This window comes from Sorangium sp. So ce367 (assembly GCF_051520455.1).
In the GTDB taxonomy this organism is placed as follows: domain Bacteria; phylum Myxococcota_A; class Polyangia; order Polyangiales; family Polyangiaceae; genus Sorangium; species Sorangium cellulosum_B.
The window spans coordinates 9,216,659-9,240,519 of record NZ_CP150334.1; the positions used below are offsets into that span (position 1 = coordinate 9,216,659).

At 69.1% G+C, this 23,861-nt stretch carries 19 protein-coding genes; 5 read left to right on the plus strand and 14 right to left on the minus strand.

The annotated features are described in order from the left end of the window. Nucleotides 1-65: 65 nt before the first annotated feature. Nucleotides 66-2,096, minus strand: a complete 2,031-nt coding sequence (locus tag WME97_RS34965) for a leucine-rich repeat domain-containing protein (protein WP_437544081.1) — start codon at nucleotides 2,094-2,096, stop codon at nucleotides 66-68. 322 nt (nucleotides 2,097-2,418) lie between these two features. On the opposite strand from WME97_RS34965, the gene WME97_RS34970 reads away from it, so the two are divergent. Further along, on the plus strand, nucleotides 2,419-3,147 hold the full coding sequence (locus WME97_RS34970; RefSeq protein ID WP_437544082.1) for an enoyl-CoA hydratase/isomerase family protein: 729 nt from the start codon (nucleotides 2,419-2,421) through the stop codon (nucleotides 3,145-3,147). Between the two features lie 366 nt (nucleotides 3,148-3,513). Here WME97_RS34970 and WME97_RS34975 read toward each other — a convergent pair whose 3' ends face one another. From WME97_RS34975 to WME97_RS34990, 4 genes are all read right to left on the minus strand, one after another. Further along, complete coding sequence (locus tag WME97_RS34975) at nucleotides 3,514-4,500, minus strand: NAD(P)-dependent alcohol dehydrogenase (RefSeq protein WP_437544084.1); 987 nt, start codon at nucleotides 4,498-4,500, stop codon at nucleotides 3,514-3,516. Nucleotides 4,501-4,704: 204 nt separating this feature from the next. Beyond that, on the minus strand, nucleotides 4,705-5,688 hold the full coding sequence (locus WME97_RS34980; protein WP_437544086.1) for a helix-turn-helix transcriptional regulator: 984 nt from the start codon (nucleotides 5,686-5,688) through the stop codon (nucleotides 4,705-4,707). A gap of 201 nt (nucleotides 5,689-5,889) precedes the next feature. Beyond that, nucleotides 5,890-6,879 carry a VOC family protein gene (locus WME97_RS34985; protein WP_437544088.1) on the minus strand — a complete coding sequence of 330 codons (990 nt, stop codon included), beginning with the start codon at nucleotides 6,877-6,879 and terminating at the stop codon, nucleotides 5,890-5,892. Between the two features lie 6 nt (nucleotides 6,880-6,885). Beyond that, nucleotides 6,886-7,104 (minus strand): hypothetical protein, encoded by a 219-nt coding sequence (locus WME97_RS34990; RefSeq protein WP_437544090.1) that lies wholly within the window; start codon nucleotides 7,102-7,104, stop codon nucleotides 6,886-6,888. Nucleotides 7,105-7,631: 527 nt separating this feature from the next. Here WME97_RS34990 and WME97_RS34995 point away from each other — a divergent pair. Further along, nucleotides 7,632-7,940, plus strand: a complete 309-nt coding sequence (locus tag WME97_RS34995) for a hypothetical protein (protein ID WP_437544091.1) — start codon at nucleotides 7,632-7,634, stop codon at nucleotides 7,938-7,940. A gap of 42 nt (nucleotides 7,941-7,982) precedes the next feature. Here WME97_RS34995 and WME97_RS35000 read toward each other — a convergent pair whose 3' ends face one another. The 3 genes from WME97_RS35000 to WME97_RS35010 form a co-directional block, all read right to left on the minus strand. Next, the gene (locus tag WME97_RS35000) at nucleotides 7,983-8,561 is read right to left on the minus strand and encodes a hypothetical protein (RefSeq protein ID WP_437544093.1); all 579 of its coding nucleotides are present in this window, start codon (nucleotides 8,559-8,561) and stop codon (nucleotides 7,983-7,985) included. A 682-nt stretch (nucleotides 8,562-9,243) separates the two neighbouring features. Continuing rightward, nucleotides 9,244-9,921 carry a DNA alkylation repair protein gene (locus WME97_RS35005; RefSeq protein WP_437544095.1) on the minus strand — a complete coding sequence of 226 codons (678 nt, stop codon included), beginning with the start codon at nucleotides 9,919-9,921 and terminating at the stop codon, nucleotides 9,244-9,246. A 200-nt stretch (nucleotides 9,922-10,121) separates the two neighbouring features. Beyond that, nucleotides 10,122-12,284, minus strand: a complete 2,163-nt coding sequence (locus WME97_RS35010; RefSeq protein ID WP_437544097.1) for a toll/interleukin-1 receptor domain-containing protein — start codon at nucleotides 12,282-12,284, stop codon at nucleotides 10,122-10,124. 1,204 nt (nucleotides 12,285-13,488) lie between these two features. Between WME97_RS35010 and WME97_RS35015 the strand changes: the two genes are divergently transcribed. Next, the gene (locus WME97_RS35015) at nucleotides 13,489-14,571 is read left to right on the plus strand and encodes an SBBP repeat-containing protein (protein ID WP_437544098.1); all 1,083 of its coding nucleotides are present in this window, start codon (nucleotides 13,489-13,491) and stop codon (nucleotides 14,569-14,571) included. A 129-nt stretch (nucleotides 14,572-14,700) separates the two neighbouring features. On the opposite strand, the gene WME97_RS35020 is transcribed toward WME97_RS35015, so the two are convergent. The 6 genes from WME97_RS35020 to WME97_RS35045 all read right to left on the minus strand — a co-directional run bounded on the left by WME97_RS35020 (nucleotide 14,701) and on the right by WME97_RS35045 (nucleotide 21,799). Next, the gene (locus WME97_RS35020) at nucleotides 14,701-16,029 is read right to left on the minus strand and encodes a ferritin-like domain-containing protein (RefSeq protein WP_437544100.1); all 1,329 of its coding nucleotides are present in this window, start codon (nucleotides 16,027-16,029) and stop codon (nucleotides 14,701-14,703) included. Between the two features lie 145 nt (nucleotides 16,030-16,174). Then, complete coding sequence (locus WME97_RS35025) at nucleotides 16,175-17,752, minus strand: leucine-rich repeat domain-containing protein (protein WP_437544102.1); 1,578 nt, start codon at nucleotides 17,750-17,752, stop codon at nucleotides 16,175-16,177. Between the two features lie 448 nt (nucleotides 17,753-18,200). Next, nucleotides 18,201-19,790 (minus strand): caspase family protein, encoded by a 1,590-nt coding sequence (locus tag WME97_RS35030; protein ID WP_437544104.1) that lies wholly within the window; start codon nucleotides 19,788-19,790, stop codon nucleotides 18,201-18,203. After that, nucleotides 19,787-20,560, minus strand: a complete 774-nt coding sequence (locus WME97_RS35035) for a DUF4384 domain-containing protein (protein WP_437544106.1) — start codon at nucleotides 20,558-20,560, stop codon at nucleotides 19,787-19,789. The genes WME97_RS35030 and WME97_RS35035 overlap by 4 nt, the downstream gene beginning before the upstream one ends. Then, complete coding sequence (locus WME97_RS35040; protein ID WP_437544108.1) at nucleotides 20,557-21,066, minus strand: RNA polymerase sigma factor; 510 nt, start codon at nucleotides 21,064-21,066, stop codon at nucleotides 20,557-20,559. Before WME97_RS35040 ends, WME97_RS35035 begins: the two co-directional genes overlap by 4 nt. Before the next feature lie 19 nt (nucleotides 21,067-21,085). Next, entirely contained in the window at nucleotides 21,086-21,799 is a 714-nt protein-coding gene (locus WME97_RS35045; RefSeq protein ID WP_437544109.1) for a hypothetical protein, read from the minus strand. A gap of 580 nt (nucleotides 21,800-22,379) precedes the next feature. Here WME97_RS35045 and WME97_RS35050 point away from each other — a divergent pair. Together WME97_RS35050 and WME97_RS35055 are read left to right on the plus strand one after the other, a co-directional pair. Beyond that, a complete protein-coding gene (locus WME97_RS35050) occupies nucleotides 22,380-22,976 on the plus strand; it encodes a hypothetical protein (protein WP_437544111.1) in 597 nt (198 codons plus the stop codon). Between the two features lie 108 nt (nucleotides 22,977-23,084). Continuing rightward, nucleotides 23,085-23,768 (plus strand): hypothetical protein, encoded by a 684-nt coding sequence (locus WME97_RS35055; RefSeq protein WP_437544113.1) that lies wholly within the window; start codon nucleotides 23,085-23,087, stop codon nucleotides 23,766-23,768. The last annotated feature ends 93 nt before the right edge of the window (nucleotides 23,769-23,861 follow it).

The following is a 23,861-nucleotide window of genomic DNA, read 5'->3' on the forward strand; positions in this document are numbered from 1 at the left end:
GCGGGCGCCTCGGCCCAGGGCGCGCGCCGGCGTCGTTCGCGCGCGGCGGCGGGCTCCCTGCGGGCTCAGGGCGAGCAGGTCCCGGTACCGTTGTTCTCCGCGAGCACGCTCTCGGGCGGCCAGTCGAGGCGCTCCACGAACGCCTCGACCTCGCAGCTCGGCAAGCTCTCGTTGCCCATGATCTGCATCCAACCGATCATCCGGGCGCCCAGGCCTCGGAGCGTCGCGAGCGAGCGGTTCGCCGCGACGATGAGGCTACCGAGCTCTGCCAGGCCCTCGAGTCCCGCCAGCCCGAGCAGCGCGTCGTTGTCCAGGACGACGAGCTGGCCCACGCGGACCAGGCCGCCCAGAGCGTCGATATCGACGAGCGATTCGTTGCCCTGGAGCGACACGGTCTCGGTCACGCCGTCGCCCGCGCTGAGCGAACCGAGCCCGTCGAGGCTGGTGAGCGCGCGGTTGCCGACGATCTCGATCCCGTTTCGGACGTTGCGGAGGCCCCTCAGGGCCCGGAGATCCGTGAGCCGGGGATGGTTCGAGATCGACAGCAGAGAGAGATCCGAGATCTGCTCCATGCCTGTGAGGCTCACGAGCCCGGTGTTCTGGTCCAGGGAGAGCACCGACAGCTCGGTCACGCCGGCGAGGCCGGACAGGTCCGCCAGGGAGCCACTACCGACGATGAACAGCTCTTGCAGGCGCGTCAGGCCGCCGAGCTCGATCCTGGTGAGCTTGGGGTTGGAAATAAAATAAAGCGACTGCACGTCGCCCGAGTCCGAGCGAAGGTGCGCGAAAACGTCGGCGATCACCAGCTCGGGATTCGATTCGACATAGGCATACACGACACCACGCAGCGAGAACAAGCCCGTGAGGGTGGTCATCGACGGATTGCCGCTGATGTTGAGGCCGTCGACGGTCTCGAGCCCCCCGAGCCCGACCAGGCCGCGGAGACGCTCGTTCCGCGCGATGGAGATGGATCCCGCATAACGGAGCTGGTCGAGGCCGTACAGCGAGGTCAGCTGCGGGTTCTCCGCCAGCACGAGGTTCTGGACGGTCGAGAGCCGCGAGACACCGTCCAGCCTGAGGAGCCCGTCGTTCCCGGAGATGGCGAGCTCCTCGAGATCCTCGACGGTCTCGAGGCCGTCGAGGCTGATCAGCGAGTCGTTGTCGATCACGCTGATCCGCCCGCGGCGCAGGTTCACGGCCCCGCGCAGCAACTGCAGCCCGTCGTTGCCCTCGATCCAGAGCTCCCCTTCCTCGAAATTCTCGATTCCTGGCAAGAACACGAGCGCATCGTTGTCGATCAGCCGGAGCGTCCCCCGGTGGAGGCCCTGCAGCCCGTCGAGCGACACGAGGTGGTCATTGCCCTCGATCAAGAGCACCCCTTCCTCGAACCTTTCGAAGCCTGACAAGCTATCGAGTTCGTTGTTGTCGATCACGTGCACTTCATGGGCGTTCAGCCCGACGCCGGCGACGCTCTCGAGGATCGGGTTCTCACGGATCTCGATGAGCCCGTTGACCTGTTGCAGGTTCGGAAGCTTGCCGAGGCGGAGCAGCGACGCGTTCCGCGCCACCTCCAGCTGCGCCCCGACGACGGAGAGGGAGTCGAGGCCGTCGAGGCTCGACAACAGCCAGGTGTCGCTGATCACGAGGTGGCCCGAGATGGTCGTCAGACACGCGAGCGGGGACAGGTCGGAGACCTCGCCGCCGATGTTGAGCCTGCCATTGAGCACGGTGACGCCGCGCAGCTTCTCGAGAGCCTCCTGGCGATTGACATTCCAGGTGCCGCTCTCCACGCGGGTCGGGTCGCACCCCGGCTCGGCGCCCCCCGCGCCACCCGCGCCCGCGCCCCCCGCACCCCCGACCCCCGCGCCCCCGACGCCCGGCCCACCTCCCGAGGATGGACCGCCTGAACTGGCACTCGCGCCGATCGCTGGGTCGCCCGAGCTCGATGACGTGCCGCCAGCACCGCCAGCCCCGACCGTCGATCCGACCTCGCCTTCCTCCGCCGACGGTCCCTCGATGTCGAGCGCGTCCCGGGCCCCACAGGCCGACGCGAGCGCAATCACCGCAAACACGCCCACCCACCACGGGTTCCGCATGCCGCGAGGTTGGGCTCACCGCGATCCCGCGTCAAGAACGACCGGGTGCTGGAACTGTGCGGTTACAGCACGGAAATTTTGCAGGAGATGCGGAGCGCGTCGTGCCCGTCTCGCTCGTCTGGGACCTCTGACAGGTCCGCTCAGGGTGGCTGTGGCGTGAAAGCGGTTCTTCGGTGCATGGATCATCTGTTGATAGAGCGCCGCGTTAGCAGGAGGGGTCGCTTGCGATCTCGCACACGCAGCCTGATCACCGCGGCGCTGGCGCCAGGGCGCCAGGGCGCGCGAGCTTGCGCCGCGCTCGTCTCTGCGCGATCGTCCCGCCATGCAATTCGTCGAGGTGCTCACCAGAGACGGCATCGCCGAGGTCACGCTGAGCCGACCGAAGGTCAATGCCATGAACCAGGCGGTGCTCCGCCAGCTGGCCGACGTCTTCCAGCGGCTCGCGGAGGACGACGCCGCGCGCGGCGTGCTCGTCCGCGGCGCCGGCAACTGCCTGTCTGCGGGTCTCGATCTCCGCGAGGTCGCGTCGCTCGATCGAGAGGGGCTCGGGAGCTTCCTTGACGATTTCGACGCCGCCTTCGGGGCCGCTTTCCGTTTTCCGAAGCCGCTCGCGGCCGCCGTCCACGGCCACGCGATCGCGGGCGGCCTCCTGCTCGCGATGTGCGCTGACTTCCTCGCCCTGGGCGCCGGCGACTACAAGGTCGGTCTCCCCGAGCTCGCCGTGGGCATCGCCTTCCCGCGCGTCGCCTTCGAGATCGCCCGGACCGCCTCTCCCGCCCGCGCGCTCCGGAGGCTCGTCTTCGGCGCGGAGCTCCACTCCCCCGCGAGCCTCTTCGACATGGGCGTCGGCGACGCGCTCTCCGCCGAGCCGCTCGAGGACGCGCGCCGCTTCCTCGCCACGGCGTGCGGCCGCCCCGCCGCGGCGTTCCGCCTCGCCAAGGCGAGCCTCCGCAGGGACACGTGGGAGCGGGTCGCGGCGCAGCCGCCGGCCGAGCGGGAGGCCCTGATGGACGCGCTCCTCTCCTCGAAGCAGGCCTTTCTGCCGGCATGAACGCACAGCCCTCGACGCAGAAGGGCCGTCGCTCGCGCCCCTGAGCGCGCCAGTCGCCGAGATCCCCGCCTCCTCGCCGTCACGTAGAGTCCGGCGCTCTCATCCAGTCGCGCCGCCACGCCGCACACGACGATTGACTGACGATCCCTGGGCCTTTGCACGACGAGCGCAGCGATTGAGATTTCAACGCAAAGTCGCAAAGACGCAAAGACGCAAAGACGCAAAAAAAAAGAACAGTCTCGTGCATTTTTGCGCCTTTGTGGCTTTGCGACTTTGCGTTAAAATTTATTTTCGCTCGCGAGACAGATCCCTGGCGGGACGATTCCGCGGGGCGAACCGTCGCGATCCGGTGCTTTGCCCGGGATTTCAGGGAGGCGGGACGACGGCGGTGGCGGTTGTGACCACCACCTTCCCCCGCGCGCGACGGCTCTCCAGATAGCGGACCGCCTCCGGTACCCCGCTCAAGGGATAACGCCGATCGAGCACCGGCCTGACCGTGCCCGCTTCGATCAGCTTCGTCAGGGCGATGAGATCGGCGGCGCTCGGACGCGACGCGTGCGCCTTCATCGCCTTCGACCCGGACCATCGCCCCAGGAGCGCGACCCGCAGAAACGCCCCGGTGGTTCCTCCGACGAGCACGTACGTGCCGCCATCGCGGAGCACGCGCCGGTAGTCCGAGACGGGTCGGTAAGCCGCCGTGTCCACGATCAGGTCGTACTCGTGCCCGCTCCGGGTGACGTCCGCGCGCGTGTAGTCGACGACGTGATCGGCGCCCAGCGACCGCACCAGATCGAGGTTCCTGGTGCTGCACACCCCTGTCACCTCCGCGTTCAGGGCCTTCGCGATCTGGACAGCGAACGTCCCCACCCCTCCGGAGGCGCCGTTGACGAGCACCCGCTGCCCGGCCCGCGCCCGCCCGCAGTCGCGGAGCGCCTGGAGCGCAGCCAACGCCGCCAGGGGGACGGCCGCAGCTTCCTCGAAGCTCACGTTCGACGGCTTCGGGGCCAGCGCCTGCTCCGACGTGCAGACGTATTCCGCAAAGCCTCCCCACCCGTGAGCGGACAGATCCCCGAACACCTCGTCGCCCACCCGGAACCGGGTCACGTTCTTCCCCACCGCCTCCACCCGACCGGCGATGTCGGCGCCGGGCACCCGGTGCTTCGGCGCGAAGAGCCCGAAGCCGAGAAACCGAAGGAAGAACGGATCCGCCCGCATCATGTGCCAGTCGGCCGCGTTCACCGACGCGGCCTCGATCCGCACGAGCACACCGTCGTCCCTGAGCGCGGGCATGGGGATCTCCTCGAGCCGCAGGTTGTCCGCCGAACCGTATTCGTACTGAACAATCGCCTTCATCGCGTTCTCCCGGGGCGAGCCCCTTCGCCGCCCGCTGCGATGGTGGTTCCGGACGCCGCACGCCGCCGCTCCACGCAGGAGCCTTTCAGCTCCCAGCGGGAGGACCGTGCCTCGAGCCGGCCCCTGGCAGCGCCTACCCCTCGTGGCGATGCTCCCTGCGCGCCCCCTCGCCGTCCGCGGCAGCGAGCGTCGCCCCCAGGGCGCTCAGCCCACCGTCGACGGGGGCACGCCGAACCGCTTGCGGAACGCGGCCGCGAACTTGCTCGGGTTCTCGTACCCCACCCGCTGCGCCACCTCGGTCACGTTGCACGCCCGCTGGCGCAACAGGCGATGGGCCTCTTCCAGCCGGTGGCTCCGGAGGTACGCGAAGACCGGCGCGCCGAAGAGCGCGCGGAACCCCGCCTTGAGCTTCACCTCGTTCAGCCCGGCGTGCCGGGCGAGCTCCGGGAGCGTCGGCGGGTCCACCATGCGCGCCAGCAGGGCGTGCCGCGCCCGCTCGAGCCGCGCGATGTCGTGCTGCGAGAGGAGCGGCGACGCTGCGCTCTCGCTCTCCTCCAGCTGATCGAGCATGGCCGCCATCAGCTCGAGCCCCTTGGCCTCCAGGTAGAGCTGCCGGGAGAGACCCCTGGCGTCGCAGCCCAGGATCTCGTCGAGCAGCCGGTACAGGGTCGGCGACATGGCGTGCGTCGCGCGCGGGTAACCCCCGGTGTCGGCCACGATCCGCTCGAGGGGCGCAGGCAGGACCTGCGAGCCCAGGAGCTCGCGGAGCCGCCATGCGTCGATGGTGAGGCAGAGGCTGTCCTGATCCTGCCCGAGGGCCGACTCGTCCCATTCGCACACGAGCTTCAGCGGCCTCTTCACCTGGCCGATGCGGAATGTCCCGCCCCCGAGGAGAAAGCCGTCTCCCTCGCTGCTCCTCACCCGCATGTGGGGTCCCCGCGACAGGACGAACTCCAGCCCCGTCGGCGCGTGGTCGATGACCATCCCCGACGCCCACGCCCACCGGCACCGGCTGGCGGAGAGGGAGATGCCGGAGCGCAGCGTGGAGGCGCTGATGAGGCCCGTGTTGCCCTGCAGGTCCCAGCGCACCTGGCGCTCGAACGGGGTGGGCGTCTCGATGGATGCGGCGCCCTGGAGGATCCCCGCCGCGAACGTCTCGAGATCGCGCTCGCTTCCCTCGATCCTCATCGCCTCCATGCGGACGTTTGTTTTAGCACGTGCCGCGCCCGGCTGGCCGCCGGTGAGGGACCAGCTCACCCTCGGTCCTCGGACGATGCGCTGGCACGTCGCGACCGCATGGGCGCCCGGGCGCTCACGGGGGAGCCTGCCGGTGCTGGACGGCGTGCTCTGTGCGATCGCGGACGGGCAACCTTCGCTCGCCGGGCGTGCTCAGCCCGCGCTCCGGAAGATGACGGCGGTCCCGAGCGCCGCGCTGGCTGGAACGAAGATGTCCCCGGAGGCCGACTCCCTCAGCGGGAAGCCGTTCTCCTCCAGCAGCTTCCGCGCGGCGCCGACGTCCCGCACCGCGACCGCGTAGGCCACGAAGGCCGGGAGCGCGGGGGCGCGCTCGCCCGGCAAGATCGCCTCCAGATCGGAGTCGGCGACGAGGGTGATCCGGGAGCCTTCGAGATCCAAGACGCGCGTCGGTCCGTCGGCGCGGGCGCTGCGGCCAGTGTACTTCTCGTAGCGGCGCTCGACCTCGGGCAGATCAGCTTCGGCCACGCAGAGCACGGCGTCGACGAGGTCCACCGCGCCGTTCGGATGATCCATGTGCAGCTGCGTCTGCAGCAGCTCCGCCTGCAGGTCCTCCACCATCGCGATCCTCCCCTCGGGGACGCGGCCTGACCCGGCCTCCTCCGGATCGCCGCTGTCGAGCTCGAGCAGGCGGACCGGCGCCATCCGGAGCCCCTCCGCGGTCTCCACCGGCCGCTGCACGGTGTTGACGCCCCCGTGACGGACGCCCTCCGCGCTGAGGCGGCCGGCGAGGGCGGCGGCGTCGGGCGCGCCGAGCACGAGGATGTGCAGGCCCTGGAAGCGCGCGAGGCACGCGGCGATCCTGGCGACCGTCGCGCGGATGGCCTGCATGATCCGCGGCAGGTGCTCGGGGGGAGCCTGGAGGGGGATGATCCTCGCGCCGGCGGGGATCCGGGCGGAGCCGTCGTCCCTGACGCAGGTCATCAGCTCGACAAAGCTGCGCGGGAAGTCGGCGTGGGTGTTCGCCGCGCCGAACGGCCGGGGAGGCTCGCCCTCCACGGGTGACAGCGCGGGGTAGGCGGGCGGCGACAGATGAAAGCCCAGGCGCCGGTAGAGCTCGAGCCCCTCCTCCATATCGCTCACCACATGGCCTACGTGGTGCAGGTGGTTGATGTCACGACTCATTCCAGATCACCTCCCGTTCAGATCGCCGTGGAAGACGTAGCCGGTGTGCAATGGTTCCATGAACATCTTGACGAGCGAGGCGCTCACCTGAGCTCGCCTCTCGCCGTTGTCGAGGCCGCGCCCCACGCAGCCCGAGAACGCGACGTAGATCGTGCCCCGGCCGGCGGCGTCCTCCACGATGAGCAGCGCGTCGGCGGGAGGCGGAGCGGGCGGGTGCAGGCACATCTTCGTTGACGGCCCAGTGGGCCGGGACCGAGATCTGCACGCCGAGCGAGCTCTCCTGCCGCCACGCCGCCGGGGGGGCCGGCGGCGGGGGCGTGGCCGGAGCGGCGCTGGAAGGTGCCGGTGCGGGGCGCTCCGGGGCCGGAGAGGCGCCGCAGGCGGCCGATGCAAACGCGATTAATGCTGCCGCGAGCCCCCGTCGCGCCGTCGCTGCTTCGTTGTTCCGGGATCTCTCTGCCACGCTGCCCCTCCTCGAGCCCACGCCGGCGGAGGGAGACCGCCGGGAGCCCCTGTCGATGTCTGAACCGGAGGATCGACCAGTACACCGTTCCCGGAGGACGGACCAACTGCTCTGAACGGGCGGTAATCCCAGGCATTTCAGGCGTGGAAGACCTGCCTGATCGCAAGGCCCGTTCTGTCAATGAGCTCGTACCGTCGGACTGCACGAGTCAGGAACGGCTCCGAGAATCTTGACTTTGCGGAACGCGTTTGCTTGTCCTAGAACACCGATCAGCTTGGCAACCATAAGAATGGGACGCCAGAAGACGCCAAAAGACGTCCAAAGACGCCAAGAGAACAATAAAATTCTGGCGTCTTTTGGCGTCTTCTGGCGTCCCAACTTCTCGCTGTTTGCGTGCGGCTTCAACCCGTTTGTCGCTCTAGCAGCCGGCGACGCGCTCACCGAGCGGCAGAGACGTGCGCCGGTATCGTGCAGGATGAGCCGGGTCGAGCGGCGGCTCGGCGCGGCCAGGAGGGGCCCGCCGTCGTTGCCGGAGGTCGAGGGCTGGTTGCGCCGCGCCCCAGCAGCGTTTACCGGCGGGCGCGCCGGTCAGCCGTGAACGCGGCCGGGACCTGCTCGACGGGAACGGCCGTAGGTGGCATCACGGGAAGTCGAGCGGCCCCCACAGCGTGCCGCAAACCCCACCCGTGTAGTTGATGCGGTCCACGTATCCATATCCCGTGACATCTGTGTCGGGACACTGGTATCGATTCGTGCCTATCGTGGTCGGGTTCTGGGACTGGGAGCCGGTACCCCACTCCCCCCCGGGCGTGCTGCACCGGAGCGTCGCCGTCGAGCAGAATCCCCCGGCGCTGGTCGTGACGCACTGGACCCCCGTCGCGACCTTGCCGCTGGGGCAATCGTTCGTCCAGACGTGGTTCGTCGTGGACGATGGACCGGGCGTACAGAAGATCCGGAACTGGGAGCGAGAGGAATTGCTCTCCCAGCGGCTCGCGAAGCTCCCGTTGGCGCACGTGGGCGAGACGATGGGCGTGCAGCCACCGATTCCGCAGCTCCCCGACGACCACCCCGTCCAGCCCGACACCGTCGAGGCCAACGTCGCGTCACCGGTCTCCTCGGTGCTGTCCCACTCATCTCCGTCCGACGCGTCCATCGCGCAGCTCGCATTGGCGAGGGCGACGCACGCGAGGAACGCTGTTACCAATGACCATGTTCGCATGTTATTCATCCTTTTGCTGTTGTGGGTGTGATGCCTTCCAGCGGCTCGTCCGCTTCGAGGGATACGGCGTGTCCGTTTCGAGGGAGAAGGGAGGGAAATCCGTTCGGGAGATGCCGACTCGCCTGCGACGGCACGCCGCGACGCGCGCGTTCGACACCAAGCCGGATCGCGCCATGGGCCGCTGCAGCGCGAGCACTCGCTCGGCCCCTCGCGTGTAGAAATGGATTCCCCTGTGTAAACGTCGAGCTGCCGTGTCTAGGCGTCGAACTGGCCCATTGGCCTGCCTCGCCCGCTCCCTCCGGCGTCGAGTCCGGCCGCGAACGCCAGCGCGAGCGTCACACCAGTCACGATGAGCACGCGATCAGCTCGTCACAGACGGCGCTTCAAGTCACCTATCCCGTGACTGCATCTCGTTGATCGGAGTCTAGTGTGCTGCATCGCAAGGCGCAAGATCTGTCCGCGCCAATTCGGTGCACCCGATGCCGGCGCGCGATGGTCTGACAGACCATCATGGAATCATCCAGCACGGGAGTGCGCGCTTGACCTTACCCCCGGCGCAGTCTGCTCCTGTTGCAATTGGATTGTTCTGCTGTCCCCCGTCGCGCCTCGCCTCGCGGCGGGCCGAGCGCAGGCGCGCGAGCATGCCGATTTCACGCCATCGGTAGCGGGGCGCGCCGCCCCCTCACTTGCCCCGCGTCTTCGCCGCCTTCTGCCGCCGCACCATCTCCGCAATCCAGACCGGCGCGAACGGCGGCGTGCAGCCCGGCGACGCCGGGTAGTCCTTGAGCACCTCGAGCCGCTCGCCGATGGCCACCGCGCGGGCGCGCAACCCGGGGTTGTGAATGCCGATCTCGGCGAGGCAGTGGTTCATCGACCACTGCTTCGGGCCCGGCGCCGCCTTCATCTCCGCCTCGATCTGGTCGAGCAGCGCGGAGAGATCGAGGCCGGCTGGGCTCTTCACGACGCGGTCCGTCGTCAGGCTCCAGCCGGCGCGCCCGACCAGCTCGCTCGCGGAGTCCTTCCAGCGGACACGCAGCTCCTCGACGTGCCGCGACGCCTTGACCACGTTGACGATGAACCAGTCGAGGAGCTTGGGATAGCCGATCTCCCGGACCATCGCGTCCAGCTCGTCCGCCGAGAAGGTCTTTGGCTTGAACACCAGCGTCGCCAGGAGGCGGGCATCCGGGTTCCCGGTGCGCCACAGCTCGCCTGCCAGGGCATGGTCCGTCTTCAGCTGCTTCGCGAGCGCGCGGAGCTGGGTGAGGTTCACGCCGTGGGCGTCTCCGGCGCGGGCGTTGACCTCGCGCATCTTCTCGTTGCTCAGCGCGGCGAGCTCCCGCAGGACGTCGGTGAGGTTCATGGTCTCGAGCTAGCCGTATCCGCGGGCGCCGTCCAGCGGCGCGGCACCGCCGCGGGTGGCGACGCGGGATAGCCAAACTCTTCGGAGCCGTGACGGCTCTGGAGTGAAGGCGGCCCCTTCGATGCACGGTCGTGCACGGCGCGCGAGAACCCGCGACCGATCTCGGGCTGTGACACCGAACAGCATCGCCGCCAAGGCCATCACGGGTTGCAAGCGTCCCCCAGCAGCAACGAGAAGCCATTGCGCTTGAGAGCCTTCACGTCACGGTACGTCTCGATCGCCGCCTCCGCCGTCAGAACGCCTGCCCCCATCGCGATCACCGCGGAGGGCGGCAGCCCAGCCAGGACGAGACCGACGATCGGGATGGATCCCGCTTGAACGTTCCTCAGGAACTTCACGACGAACGCGTCCTGCGATCTCTGGATTTCTCCCCGCAGGGCCTCGACTGCCGGCCTGATCTTCATGCTCAGCACGTGCTCGACCCTCTTGGGGAAGAGCTGGTCATACGGCGATTCATCGATCTCTGCCGCCAGCGACAACATGGCACTCCGAAACAAAAGGAGGTGTTCGGATAGCCTCTCGCGGGCCTCGAGGACATGCTCGAAGCTCTCGAACCGAAAGCTGGGCAGGTACTCCTCGACGGCGCGTATCGCGAGCGCGCTGGCCTTGATCTGCAGCTCCTTGCGGAAGTCGACGAACTCCTTTCGAGCGCCGATGCGAGCGAGCTTCCGCTGGAGCAGCCGCGCCATGCCTGGATCGTCGGTGACCGGGATGAGCCCGTATCGCTCCGCCGTCAAGAAAGCATGATTCAGCAGGATGGAGGATGCGAGGACGGGCGTCACCCTCTTGACGCCGTAGAAGCTGTCCCCGCTGAACAGCTCTCCCCTCCGATCGCCGGACCGACCGTACCGTGCTCGCCGGTGAAGGTCACGACGGATGGAATCCACGTCTCCCCCCTCGCCGATCAGCGGGAGCAAGGGCTCCATCTTCTCGCCCGCTATGAACACGGGCTCGTGGGTGGTCTCACTCGCGAGCGCCACAAACTGGGGGTCGTCGAGGTCGGACGTGAGGAGTCGTACGAAATCTGGATGCCGGTGCATCTGTGGGGGCACGCACTGAAGGACGAGCGCCTCCTTGAGCGGCAACACAGCCTGATCGAACACGGACAGACGATCCAGAAATTTCCGGTCGTCCTGGCTGCAACCGGGCTCGCCAAAACATCGGAACACGTGCTGTTGTCTGGACAGGGTACTACCCGGGTGGATGACGAATAGCTCGTCAAAGTAAAGCGCGGCCTGAAACAGGAACGAGTGGGACGGAGTGGCGCCGGGGTAGTAGAGCGCGCACCACCGCTTCGCTCTGCGCTCGGTCGCTTCCTCGATCAGCTTGCGACGAGCGAGCTCTTCGTAGATGCGCGCTCGACCCACGAGCAGGCGGTCACCCAAACCGCTGATCCCATACCCCTCGTTCACATGAACGGCCAGGCTCAAGGCCTCTGGCCAAGCGTCCTTCAGATAGTCAACGAGAAGATCGACCTCCATGGGCGTGAGCCTGCCGGGGGAGTCCTGCGTGTAAACCAGCTCGCGCCTCGGCAGCACTTGCACGGGCTCGGCCCTCCCCTCCTGCGGCGCTGGATCGGCAGCCGTGCCCGGGGGTTCGCTCGCTCGCTGGCGAGAGCGCGCCAGCCTCTTGACCACCCCTCGTATCCCCTTGACGACATCGACCCATGCGTCGTCGTGGTTGGGCCAGCTGGCGACTGGCGCTCGGTTGGACGGAAGCCCCTGAAAACACGCGAACGAAGTAATTTCCCAGTCGGCAGCGCGAACGAGGATGGGGATGATCTCCGCCGGCCTTTGCTCGGAATGCGCCAGCTCCAGCGCGCGCTCGGCGAGCCGCATGCAGGCAGGTGAAGCGAGGAAATCCGCGCTGATCAGCAGGAGGACGATGTGGGCTTCATCGAGCCTCGCACCGATCTCGACGTCTCGTTCGGCGCCGGGATCGAGCCGGCGTTCACTCCATGTACGGACGACACCTCTCGATTCCAGGGCGGCGAGGTGGTTCTCGAGGCAGCGCGCGAAGGCGTCGTCTGCCGGGGCAAAGGCCACGAAGAGCTGGATGGGGGGTGACGCCGCCAGCGCTGCGTCGACGAGGCCGTCCGAGTCCTCAGGTGTGACCAATGGTACAACCGCCACCGCCTTCGGCACGCCCTTATAACCCGGCTTCGTCCCGCGAACCTCGACGCGCGTCCCGACCGAGACCCAGGCGAAGCCCCACTCACGGGGGAGAGACGTGCCTCCGAACCGCACCCGCCCGCCCTCGTCGAGCTCGATCCATCCGAGGGCGTCGGTGACGTTGAACTCCACGATGGTCCCTAGCTGTCCGCGCATCGCGACCAAGTCTACTATCAGCCCGCAGGCGGACCGGCTGATTTTCGGACGTTCCAGGAGGGCTGCACCACTCCGGGTGAGCGGCAGCTGCGTCAACACTGCACTGGCGGCGGGAGTCGCCTCGTCGGTTCCGGAGATCGGCGTGCCGAGTTGCTACGCGCGAGCACGGTGCCCACGCTCTCCGGCGACGGCGGAGCTTCTCCGACGTGTCCGGTTGCGCGGCCACGATCGGCAGGTGCGGGCTCAGGACGACGGCGGGCCTGCCGCCTCCAGGTGCTCGTCGATGAGCTTGGCGAGACGGACGCGGCAGGGGCGCTCGCATCGCGGCGCCGGCACATCGCCGCGAGCAGCGATACCACAACCTATCATTCCCACTGAAAGCGCGGGCCAGCCCGAGGAACCAACCGACTTCCTCAGCAGAGTGGCGTACGCTACTCCAGCACTCGCGCTGCGCGGGGGCAGTGGGGTCAGCATGCATTCAAACCACGATCGCCAGCGGCCAGCGCACCGCCAGGTCAGCGGCTTCCTCATCGGCGGAATCGTCCTTCTCGGCTGCGGAAGCACGGTCCACGAAGAGGACACCCGGCCTTCTTCCGGGGGCACGGGTCACGCGGAAGGCACCGGAGCGACAGGCGGCGGACCATCGAGCGGAGGAACGGGCGCGAGCGGCGGCCTCGGGAGCGACGCTGGGAACACGACCGCCGCCGCGGGCAACTCGAGCGGCAGCGGAGGGGCGTCGGGCGGAGCAACCGGCGAAGGCGGAGGGACCTCAGGCGGAGCAACCGGCGAAGGCGGAGTGGGGTCGGGCGGAGCAGCGGGCGAAGGCGGAACGCCCGGCGACGGAGGAGCAGGTGGCGCGCCGGACGACAGACCCAAGATCTGTCCTGATGGTTCGTTCGATCATGACGGCGACCCCAGCAACACCTGCAAAGCGTGGTCGCGATGCCCCCCGGGTCAGTACATCGCGAAGGAAGGCACCGGCACCAGCGACCGCCAGTGCGTGATCTGCGGCGATGGTACCTTTTCGACGATGCAAGACGCGCGCGCGTGCACGCCCCTCACGGATTGCGCGCCGGCTTCGAGCTCATGGCCACAGGGCGGTGTGGCGACCCCCGGAACAGCAACCGCCGATGCCGTATGCGCCGACCCTTATTACAAATTCGGTTCGGATGGCCTGTACGTGGCCTTTGCCGTGGCGGTCGACGGCGGCGGCAACGTTTACGTCGCGGGAAACGCCTACGGCGCGCTCGCGGACGGCGGTGAATCGGACGTCTTCGTCCGCAAGCTCGATGCGCATGGATCCGTCGTGTGGACTCAGAAGTTTGGGACATCGAGCGACGAGCATGTCAAAGGCGTGGCGGTCGACGGCAGCGGCAACGTCTACGTGGCTGGAACCACGGGGGGCGTGCTCGAGGGTGCCAACGGAGGATTTGGCGACGCGTTCGTGCGGAAGCTCGACTCGAGCGGCGCGACGCTGTGGACACGGCAGCTTGCCACGTGGCGTTCGGAGTCGGCGAACGCGCTGGCTGTCGATGGCCAAGGAAATGCTTATGTTGCCGGAACCAGCTACGGCGGCGACCAGAGCACGGGTGAGGCGTTCGTGACCAAGATCGACGCGAACGGCGCGCCAGCGTGGACTCAGCTGTTTGGTGGGCCAGACGAGGACGAAGCCATGGCCGTGGCGGTCGACGGCAGCGGCAACGCCTACGTCGGCGGATACACCTCCGGTGGCGTCGTCGCAGACGCGGACCGAGGACAGCGGGACGCCTTCGTCCGCAAGCTCGACTCGAGCGGCGCGACGTCATGGACTCGGCAGTTCGGCTCCACGGAGAACGACTTCGTCTTCGCAGCGCGCGTGGACGGCAGCGGGAACCTTTATGTTGCGGGGAGCACCGCCGGCGAGGTCGGCGGCCCGAGCGAGGGATCCCCGGAAGCCTTCGTGCGCAAGTTCGACGCAGACGGCGCGACGTCATGGACTCACCACGCCGGCAATGCGTCCTACGACTACGGCTTTGCCCTGGCCATCGACGGCAAGAACGACGTCTACCTCGTGGGATCCACGAGCAGCGGCGAAGAGGACGTCTACGTTCGCAAGCTCGACGCGAGCGGCGCAGCGCAATGGACCAAGGAGATCGGGACGGCGCGCAGCGAAACGGCGCTCGCTGCGGCCGCGGACGCCGACGGCGATCTGTACGTCGCCGGGTACACCGGCGCGTTCTTTACCACGTCGTACCCATTCGTCCTGCACGTGCCCGCCCAATGACCCAGGGCCGTCCGCTCAACAGACCGCCGGGAATACGCTGAGCGTCTCCAGCGGCGCGACTCTCCCGGCCCGTGGCGCCTGAATTTCCGGCGACGGCTCATTCTCAATCGGCTTTTCTCGCAGGATTTCTCACCCGCGGTGCTGGGCCGACAGCAGCGTGCGCATGGCCGGCGTGATGACGTCCGCGATCGCGCGGCGCCACGTGGAGGCCAGGGCGGCGCCTTCGAGCCGCCCGTGCGCGGCCAGGGCGCCGGCTGGGGCGGCCTGTGCCGGAGCGGCCGGCGGGGGCGCGGCGAGGGCGGCATCGAACGCCGCCGCGACCGCCCGGCGCGCCGCATCGCCGCCCGCCTGGAGCGCCCAGGCCACGAAGCGCCACGCGAGCTCGGCGTGCCTGGCCTCGTCCTCGGCGATCGTGGCAAGGACGCCCCGGACCGCGGCGTCGCTCGCATGCGCGAGCTGCTCGCTCGCCAGCACGGCGGCGAGGGTCTCGCCGACGCAGCCTTCACGGACGGCGCGCGCCGCCATCTCGGGGAGATCCGAGCTGACCTCGACGAGGCCGCCGAACTCGAACGGCGCGGGCTCGAGCGCCGCGCCCGCGTACGCGCTCGCCAGCCCGAAGCAGAGCGCCGCATGGCGCACCTCGTCGCCGGCGGCCTCGTGCGCGGCGGCGAGCATCGCGGCGGGGGCGCCGACGGCCATCATCTCCAGGGCGAAGCGCGAGAACGAGGCGACGGATGCGTGCTCGAGCAAGGCGTCGCGGAGCCACGCATCGGCCAGCGCGGCGCGGTCTGCCGGCGTCAGCTGCGCGACGTCCGGGCGCGCCGCTGCGCCCCACGCGCCCGCCTCGCGCCGCGCTGCCCGCGCGGTGCGGGCGCGCTCGCCCACGACGAACGGGCGGCCCACGGAGGCGCATTCCGCGGTGTAGTCGTAGCAGCACTGGCCATCTCGAAGGACGCCCTCGCCGATCTCGTAGACTCCGCAGCCGCTGCCTGGGAAACGGTGTTTACTATCGTAAGGGTTGACAGGAGGGCACGGGCTCGCGGGCGCGCCGCCCTGGCCCCCCACGCCGCCAGCTCCCCCTGCACCGCCCTGCCCGCTGACCTCCTCCCGCGGGATGCAGTGGGTGCCTTCGACGGTGTCGTAGTAGACACCACCCGAGCTCGCCGACACGGGGCCACCGTCGATGCCGCCGCCTTGCCCGGCCATCTCACCATGCGATCCCGAGCTCTCGTCGTCCTCTCCACGCGATCCCGAGCTCGCGTCGCCCGAGGTGCGGCCGCCGCCTCCCGCGGTGAGGCCTCCGCCACCTTCGCCCGACGTGCGATCCCGGACGACATCGCCGCTGCACGCGGCGCCTCCAGCCACCATGCCGAGCGTCGCCGAGGTGAGTATCGCGCGGGTCAGCCGTTGAGCGAGCGCGATTTGAAATTGAGCCGAAGAAAAGGATGTCGTCGTCATGGGGCTGCCTGTCAGCAGCAAGCATGCCAGACACGAGATCTTGGGGAATTCAGCGCTTCTGTGCCAGAGCAGCCGGCACATCCTGACACAGAGATGGGTGCGCGTCGGTGTCGAGCGTCAACAACGGCGTTGACCTCCCCGCGGCTCAGGGCGAGCAGGTCCCGGTACCGTTGTTCTCCTCGATCGTGCTCTCGGGCAGCCAGTAGAGGCCATCCATGAATGCCTCGACTTCGCAGCTCGGCAAGCTGTCGTTGTGCGCGATCCGCATCCAAGCAGCGATCGTTCGAGCTCCCAGGCCGCGAAGCGTCGCGAGCGACCGGTTCCCCTCGACGAAGAGCCAGGAGAGCTCGGCCAGGTCTTCGAGCCCGGTCAGCGCAGGCAATGCGTCATTGCCCTGGATGGTGAGCTGGCGCACGTGGACCAGGCCACGCAGAGCGTCGATGTCCACGAGCGCATCGTTGTCCTCGAGCGTCACGCTGTCGGTCACGCCGTTGCCCTCGCTGAGCGAACCGAGCCCGTCGAGCGTGGTGAGCGCAGGATTACCGGTGATTCCGATCCCGTATATGTTGCGGAGGCCGCTCAGGGGTCGGAGATCCGTGAGCCGAGGATTGTGGCTGATCGACAGCTGATCGAGCTCCGAGAGCTGCTCGACTCCCGTGAGGCTCATGAGTCCGGCGTTATCGCTTACGCCGAGAGCCGCCAGCTGGGTGACGCCGGCGAGATCGGACAGATCCGACAGGGAGTCACAGCCGGAGACGGAGAACATTTGCAGGTGCGTTACACCGCCGAGATCGATGCGCGTGAGCTTGGGGTTGCCCGAGAAGTAAAGCCCCGGCATGAGGTCCTCGCCCGAGGGAACATGCGCGAGCGCGCCGGCGCTCACGAGCTCGGGATTCCAACTGACAGCGAGATACTGGATACCGCGGAGCGATAGCATGCCGTCGAGGCTGACCATCGAGGGATTGCCGCTGACCTCGAGAGAGTTGACGGTCTCGAGCGCCGCGAGCCCGGTCAGGTCCACGAGACGCTCGTTCAACCCGATCTCGATGAACCCCGCTTGGACGAGGCCGTCGAGGCCGCGCAGCGAGCTCAGCTGCCGATTCTTCCACAAAAAGAGGTGCTCGACGCTCGTGAGCCGCTCGATACCTTCCAGGCTGGCGAGCCCGTCGCTCTCGGAGATGGCGAGCTCATCGAGCTCCTCGACGGCTCCGAGGCCCTCGAGGCTGGTCAGCGCGTCGCTGTCGAAGACGGTGAGGCTCCCTCGGCGGAGGTTCCCCAGCCCGTCCAGCGTCGCGAGCCGGTCATTGCCCTCGATCCAGAGCTCCCCCTCCTCCATGGTTTCGAGGCCTGCCAAGGACTCGAGCGAATCGTTGTCGATCACGCGCAGCTCCCCTACGTTCACCCCGACGCCGGTGAGGCTCTCGAGGAGCGGGTTTTCACGGATGTCGATGGTTCCCGTGACCTGTCGCAGGCTCGAAAGTCCGCTGAGGCTGAGCAGCGATAGGTTCCGCATCACCTCCAGCCGCATCCCGATGGAGGAAAGGGCGTCGAGACCGTCCAGGGTAGACAGCTGAAATGTGTCGTTGATATCGAGGCGGCCCGTGATGGTCGTCAGGCACGCGAGCGGGGACAGATCGGAGACTTCCCCGCCGATGGTGAGCCTGCCATCGAGCACGGAAACACCGCGCAGCTTCTCGAGATCCTCCTGGCGATTGGCATTCACGACGCCGCCGAGTGAACGGCCCGGCTCGCACCCCTGCGCAGCGCCCCCCGCTCCCCCGTCCCCACCCGCGCCTGCGCCCCCGTCCCCGCCTGCGCCCCCGTCCCCGCCTGCGCCTGCGTCCGGCTCGCTTGGCCCACCTCCGGAGGATTGACCGCCTGAACTGGCGCTCGCGACGACCGCCGGGTCGCCCGAGCCGGATGACGCGGCGCCGGCACCGCCAGCCCCTGCCGTCGAACCGACCTCGCCTCCGCCCGCCGGCGGTTCTTCGACGTCACGCACAATCCGGCCATCACAAGCCGGCGCGAGCGCAATCAGCGCAAGCACGCCCATCCGCCACGACTTCCCCATGCCACGACGTTGAGCTCACTCCGATCCTGCGTCAAGACCCCGGGGCGACGCTGAAAGTGCGCAATCGCGACGCGGCAATTTTGCAGGAGCGCGGCCCGCGTCAAAGGCTCATGCCCACGCCCACGCGGAGCCGCATGGCCACCGCGGGGCCGACCTCTCCCTCGTCGCTGCCGGCGCGTTGCTGCTTGAAGACGTACGTCTGCGCCGCCGCCTCGACGCCGAGGTAGAAGCCCTCCGGCAGATCGATGTTCACCCCTGCATCGACGCCGAACGCCCCTGCCAGGCCATGGCGGTCGGGCGCGCGCCCGGCGGTCTCGAACCGCTGCCTCAGGACGGCGAGGCCGACGTCCAGCCCGACGCCGAGGCTGATCACGGGCAGATCCCAGGAGCGGGACAGGCGCACGTCCAGGCCGAGCTCATCGTCGCTCGCCGTGACGTGCTCGTTCTGGAACGCGCTGCGACACGCGCTGAGCCGGGACGCGACGCCGAGGTGCTGGAGCTCGATCCCGTACCCGACAAAGCCGCCGTGACAGAGCGAATCCCCGGGGACAAGGGGCGTCCTGAGCTGATAACCCGCCACCGGCCCCTGCGCGACCTCGCGGACGCCGCCGCCCTTGCGCACGAGCCGGGCGAACATGACGCGGCTCAATCGCTCGTCGCCGACATCCATCGTCTGCCCGGCCCCGGCGTCGACGCTCCCCTCCAGGAGAAAGTCGGGGCCTCGCCCCCGCACGAAGTAACGGCCAGGGCGCAGGCTGACGGTCCGCGTCGCGTCGCTCGCCCCCACCTCGGCCACCACCGCGCCCTCGCTGGAGTCTCGCATCACGAGGTAGGCCCTGCCGGCCGGAAACCGGAGCACGCCCCGGAGCGACGCATGGACCGGCAGCTCGGTCAGGACGAGCTTGCCCTGGCCGCGGAGGTCGTAACGGAAGGTGGGGTGTTGCGCCCCGGCCCACGTGCGGCTCGTCGCGCGCAGGGTGCTCTCGTAGGCATGGCGGTACGCCTCCTCGAGGGAGACGGCGCCGTCTCGATCCGCGTCGGCCGTCCCGAGCAGCCCCGAGACGAGCGCGTGGGTGAAGAACGACCCTTTGAGCTCATCGGACTCCTGAGCGTCCTCGTTTCCGGAGCTCGACGTGAGCGTCACCATCCCTTGCCCGGCGAGCCGCTGATCGAGCTTGATGACGAAGGGAGGCGCGCTCGTGCCGCCCTTGACGCGCGTCAGCGCCCCGGAGCGGCACGAGTCGACGATCAAGAGCCGCGCCGACGCCGCCGAGCCGCGGACGAGCTGCTCGAACTCCGTCAGCGAGAGCGGCGTCGGCCCGAGGTGAAGCGCGTTCGCGTCGGCGTGGCCGGAGTAATAGACGAGGTAGAGGACATCGGTGTCCGGGCTCGAGATGGCCGCGCGGACACGGTCGTTCATCGTGATGAGCGTGCGCCGGACCGTGTCCGCGCCCTCGCTCCGCAGGAGCACCAGGTTCGCCGGGGGAAAGCCGCCGAGGTCCTTGAGCACGTCGTACATCTTCGACGCGTCGTCCTCCGCGTACCGGAGCTCTACCTCGCCCTTCTCTCCGGCGTTGTTGCCGATGAGCACCGCGAAGCGCTCGATACGCGCCTCGGCCGGGGCCGCCGAGGCGGCTGCGGCCAGGCCGCACGCCGCGGCGGCGAGCGCCGCTCTGCGACGGCGGATCACGGCGACGCCGCCACCTTCTCCGCCGTGAGCGCGTCGACATCGCAGCCCGGCGGGGCGGGCGGCGCGCCGGGGTGCGCCGCGAGCGCGGCCCGGAGCGGCTCGACCGCGATCGCCTCCGAGCAGAACAGCCCGAAGATCCGCTCGGTGCCGAGCGTGTCGTCGAGCACCGTGCTCTGGGGGAGGAGGACCTCCCGGCCCGGCTCGATCCGCGCCGCGACAGGACCGCTCGGGTAATAGACGCTCGCCTGGGAGGCCCCGTCGACGCTCAGGATCACGAGATATCGCGCCTCCGCGCTGGAGTACGTGAACTGGATCGCGTCGCCTGGATGGAGCCTCTCGCCTGCCCCGCCGGGCAGGACGCTCCCGCCGCGCTTGACGTAGAAGCCGATGTGCTCCGCGCCCTTGATGCGCTCTCCGGGGAGCTCCGCGTCTCGTCCCTCTGGCCCGGCCTGGAAGCGGAAGAAGAAGAGCGCCGCCGCCGCCGCCGCGAGCGCGCTCGCCGCCGCGGGCGCCAGCCATCGGCGCGGCGGGCGGACCTTCTCCGCGGCGCGGCGCTCCGAGATGGAGGCGCCGCGGCCGAGCCGCAGGGGCGGCGCCGACGCCGCGAACGAGGCGCGCGCCGCCTCCATCTCGGAGCGCCGCGCCGAGCACCGCGAACAGCCAGCGACGTGCGCGCTCGCCTCCTGCGCAGCGGCCGCGTCGAGCTGGCCCGCCATGAGCTCGTCGAGCTTCAGCTCCGAGAGGCACCCTTCGGGTCGCGCTGGCGTCATGGACTCGAACTCCCTTCTCTCATCCGGTCGGAGAGCGTGGCCTTCAGCCGCTCCAGCAGGTTGCCGACGTGCCGGCGGGAGCAGCCCATCACGCGCGCGATCTCCTCGTGGGTCATCTCATCGGAGTAATAGTGGACGGCGACCTGCGCGAGGTCGCCCGGGAGCTGCGCGAGGAGCTCCCGCGTGAGGAGGGCGTTCTCGGCGGACGCCGCCGCGCTCTCTTGCTGCAGGGGTGCGACGTGGGTGTCGAGGAGCCGTAGCCGGTTCTTGTGATCGCGGATGCGGTTCAGGCACGCGTGCGTGGTGGCGCCGTAGAGCCAGCCCACCATCGGGCCCTTGCCCTCGAGCTGCCCGGGCTCGCCGAGCAGGGACGCGAAGACATCCTGGAGGATCTCCCGCGCCTCCTGCTCGTTCCCGAGGAGCCGCCGCGCCCGGCGCAGCACGAGGTGCCCATGCTGCCGGTAGGCCGCCTCGATCAGCGACACCAGCGCCTCGCGATCCTCCACGTCCGAGCGTGTACCACGATCAGTGCCAGTCCGGGAACTCCAAATCTTCCTGCGGCGCCATGCGGACCGTGAGCGCCGAGCTCGCGCCGCCCGCAGCGGGGCGGATCTTGAGCTTCACGTCATACCCCACGCAGGCCAGATGCTCCGCTTCCGTCGTCGCCGCGGCGTCGCAGGCGTCGAAGGCCGCTTGCATCTCTGCGTCCACGTCGCTCCCGGGCGTGCGCGGGACCGCATCCATGACGTGGTACCCGGGGGCGAGCGGCCCGCCGAAGAGATTCGACCAGCCGCCGTCTTCGTCCATCTCGCTCTCGACGTACACGATCACGTGGTGCTCATCGACGCCGAGCCAGCTGCTCTCCGAGTCGGCATAAACCCCGCTCGGCGCCGCCACGATGATGCCGATGCCGACCCTGGTGTCCTCGAGGCCGACCTCGCTGAGATCGTTGAGCCCGCTCTCCGGAGGGGGCTCATGGATCGACAGCGTGAAGCTCGCGGGGAAGCTCCCGACCGCCGTCGCCCGGACGGGAAAGTTCTCGTTGCCGCTGCCGACCTGCTCGATGTTCCAGACCAGCACGGCGTCGACCGGCCCCGCCGGCGCCTCGTCGAGCTCATTGGCGATCGTGCCTCGCACCGTCAGCAGAGCCTCGCCGGGGTAGTCGGAGCCCACCTGGGGGTCGCCGCACGCGGCGAGCAGGAGCGGGAGCGCAAAAGAGACGATCGAACGATGCTTCATGACACTTCTCCTTGAAAAAAGAACAACAAGCAACGGTGAACGAGCAAACCAGCCATCCGCGAGAGGACCCCGCGCGCAGCGCGCGCCGTCACCGCCGTGGTGCGGTCGCGCCGCCGACGGAGCTCTCCTGGATGCACGGCGAGGCGCCTGCCGTTCGGTGCAGCGCGGCGCCCCAGGGGGGACCCGCCTTCGCTGGCCCCTTCGACCTGGAGAGACCGCAGGGGTCCCGGTTTGGGCACGGGTCGATGTCGATTGCTCATTTTACAGCTCCGATGTAAAACTGCCTCCCCACCATCGGACCGAGCCAGCTCGGGCCGACGCCGCTCGAGTTGCGCGAAGCTGGCTCAAGCCGCTCGCCGCGCGCCGCACGCATCTCCTCCTGCACCCCGTGAACGCCGGCGCCGGCGCGCTCGCGGCGCTTGGCGCATCGGTTGCTATTCCACGTCGCCAGCAGGCGCACGAACGCAGATGGCGAGGCGGCGTGGAGGTCCCCGACCCACGCACGCCTGGCCGGAATGCTCCGGCCGATGCCCGCCCGACGGCGCCCTGCCGACACCACAGACAAAGGAGCCTTGCTGTCATGAACAAGATCGCCCTGCTGTTCGGAGGCTGTGTTGCGCTCGCGTCGATCGCGGCGGCCTCTCCCGCCCAGGCTGGCTGGACCGGCTACGTCTCGGAAGAAGACGCCCCCGTCTACTGTCCCGGCCCCGAGGCCGCCACCGGCTTCGCGTGCTGGGGGGATTACTGCGACGAGGTCGCGCTGCACTGCAATGGATTGCCCTCCTGGAGCTCTCTGGACATCTCCACCAGGTACTGGACGAGCTACTTCTCCGAGGAGGGGGACAGCGATCTCGGCGAGATCGTGTGCTCGGACGGCCCGAGCGGCGGCAGCTGCGAGGCGTTCGAGCTCGGCGACAACGTGCGCTACTGCTTCGGCGGCCGCGGGAACAAGGGCATCGTGACGGGCATCGATTGCGCGGACAGCTACTGCGACGAGATCTCGCTCGAGTGCACCAAACCTGCGGTTGGGCGCCTCACGAGCTGCTCCTGGTCGGGCTGGCTGTCGGAGGAGGAGTGGTACGTACACTTCGGCACGAACCGGTTCATCACGGCGGTGGAGTGCAGCGGCGACTACTGCGACAGCAAGCGGTTCTACGTCTGCTCGCTCGTCCAGTAGCGGCCCGGGCGCCGCGGCGCTCGCCGCGGGGTCGGCCCGGCGGCTCGTGCGTCGCCGGGCGTCGAGTTGTGATACTGCTCGTCTCCCCGGGGGGAGAAGGAAAGCACCATGTCGGAGTCGAAGCTCGCCGCGCCGCAGATGGTCATCGACAGCCGTATGCTCTATTCGAGCTGGGTCCCAGCGGATCCGGCCGCCGCCGCGGCGCTCTTGCCGGACGGGATCAGGCCGGCGGAGAACAAGGCCATTTACATGAACCAGTACGTGGTCGACAAACCGGAGCAGACCTCCGGCTTCGGCGCCTATTCGCTCACCTACCTGGGGCTGGATCTCGCGGATCACACGACGCCCGACGGCGCGAGCCCGGCCCGGTTCTTCACGCACTACGTCAACTCCTCCGAGACGGTGCGCCGGTACGTGCGCGAGCGCGGCGTGCCCGCGTCGCCCGGGGCGACGACGCTCGAGCTGCACGGCAGAGAACTCGTGGCGACCACCTCGGTCGACGGCGTGCCCATCATCCGGACCAGGGCGCTCGTCGGCAACAAGATCGGCGTGGTCGCGCGCGGCCACCTCGCCTACGTGACGAAGGTCGACGGGCGGCTCGTCGCCGGCAACTACCCCTATATCGCGGACATGGCCGACCCGTACGAGCTCCTCGCCGTCGAGTTCCTCGCGAAGGATCACCCGGTGTACGCGCTGCGGCCCGGGAGCCCGGTCCAGGTGGTGACGAGCGCCTCGTGGTACTCGCCCCGCAGCTCCTTCGTGTATCCGGGCGGAGAGCGGGACCTCTTCTGACGGCGCCGCCCCCGGCCGCCCTTCGCTCCGGCGCGGCGCTCGCCGCGGCCGGCGCGGCAGCGGCGTGCCGGGGGTTCACCGGGACGCCAAGGC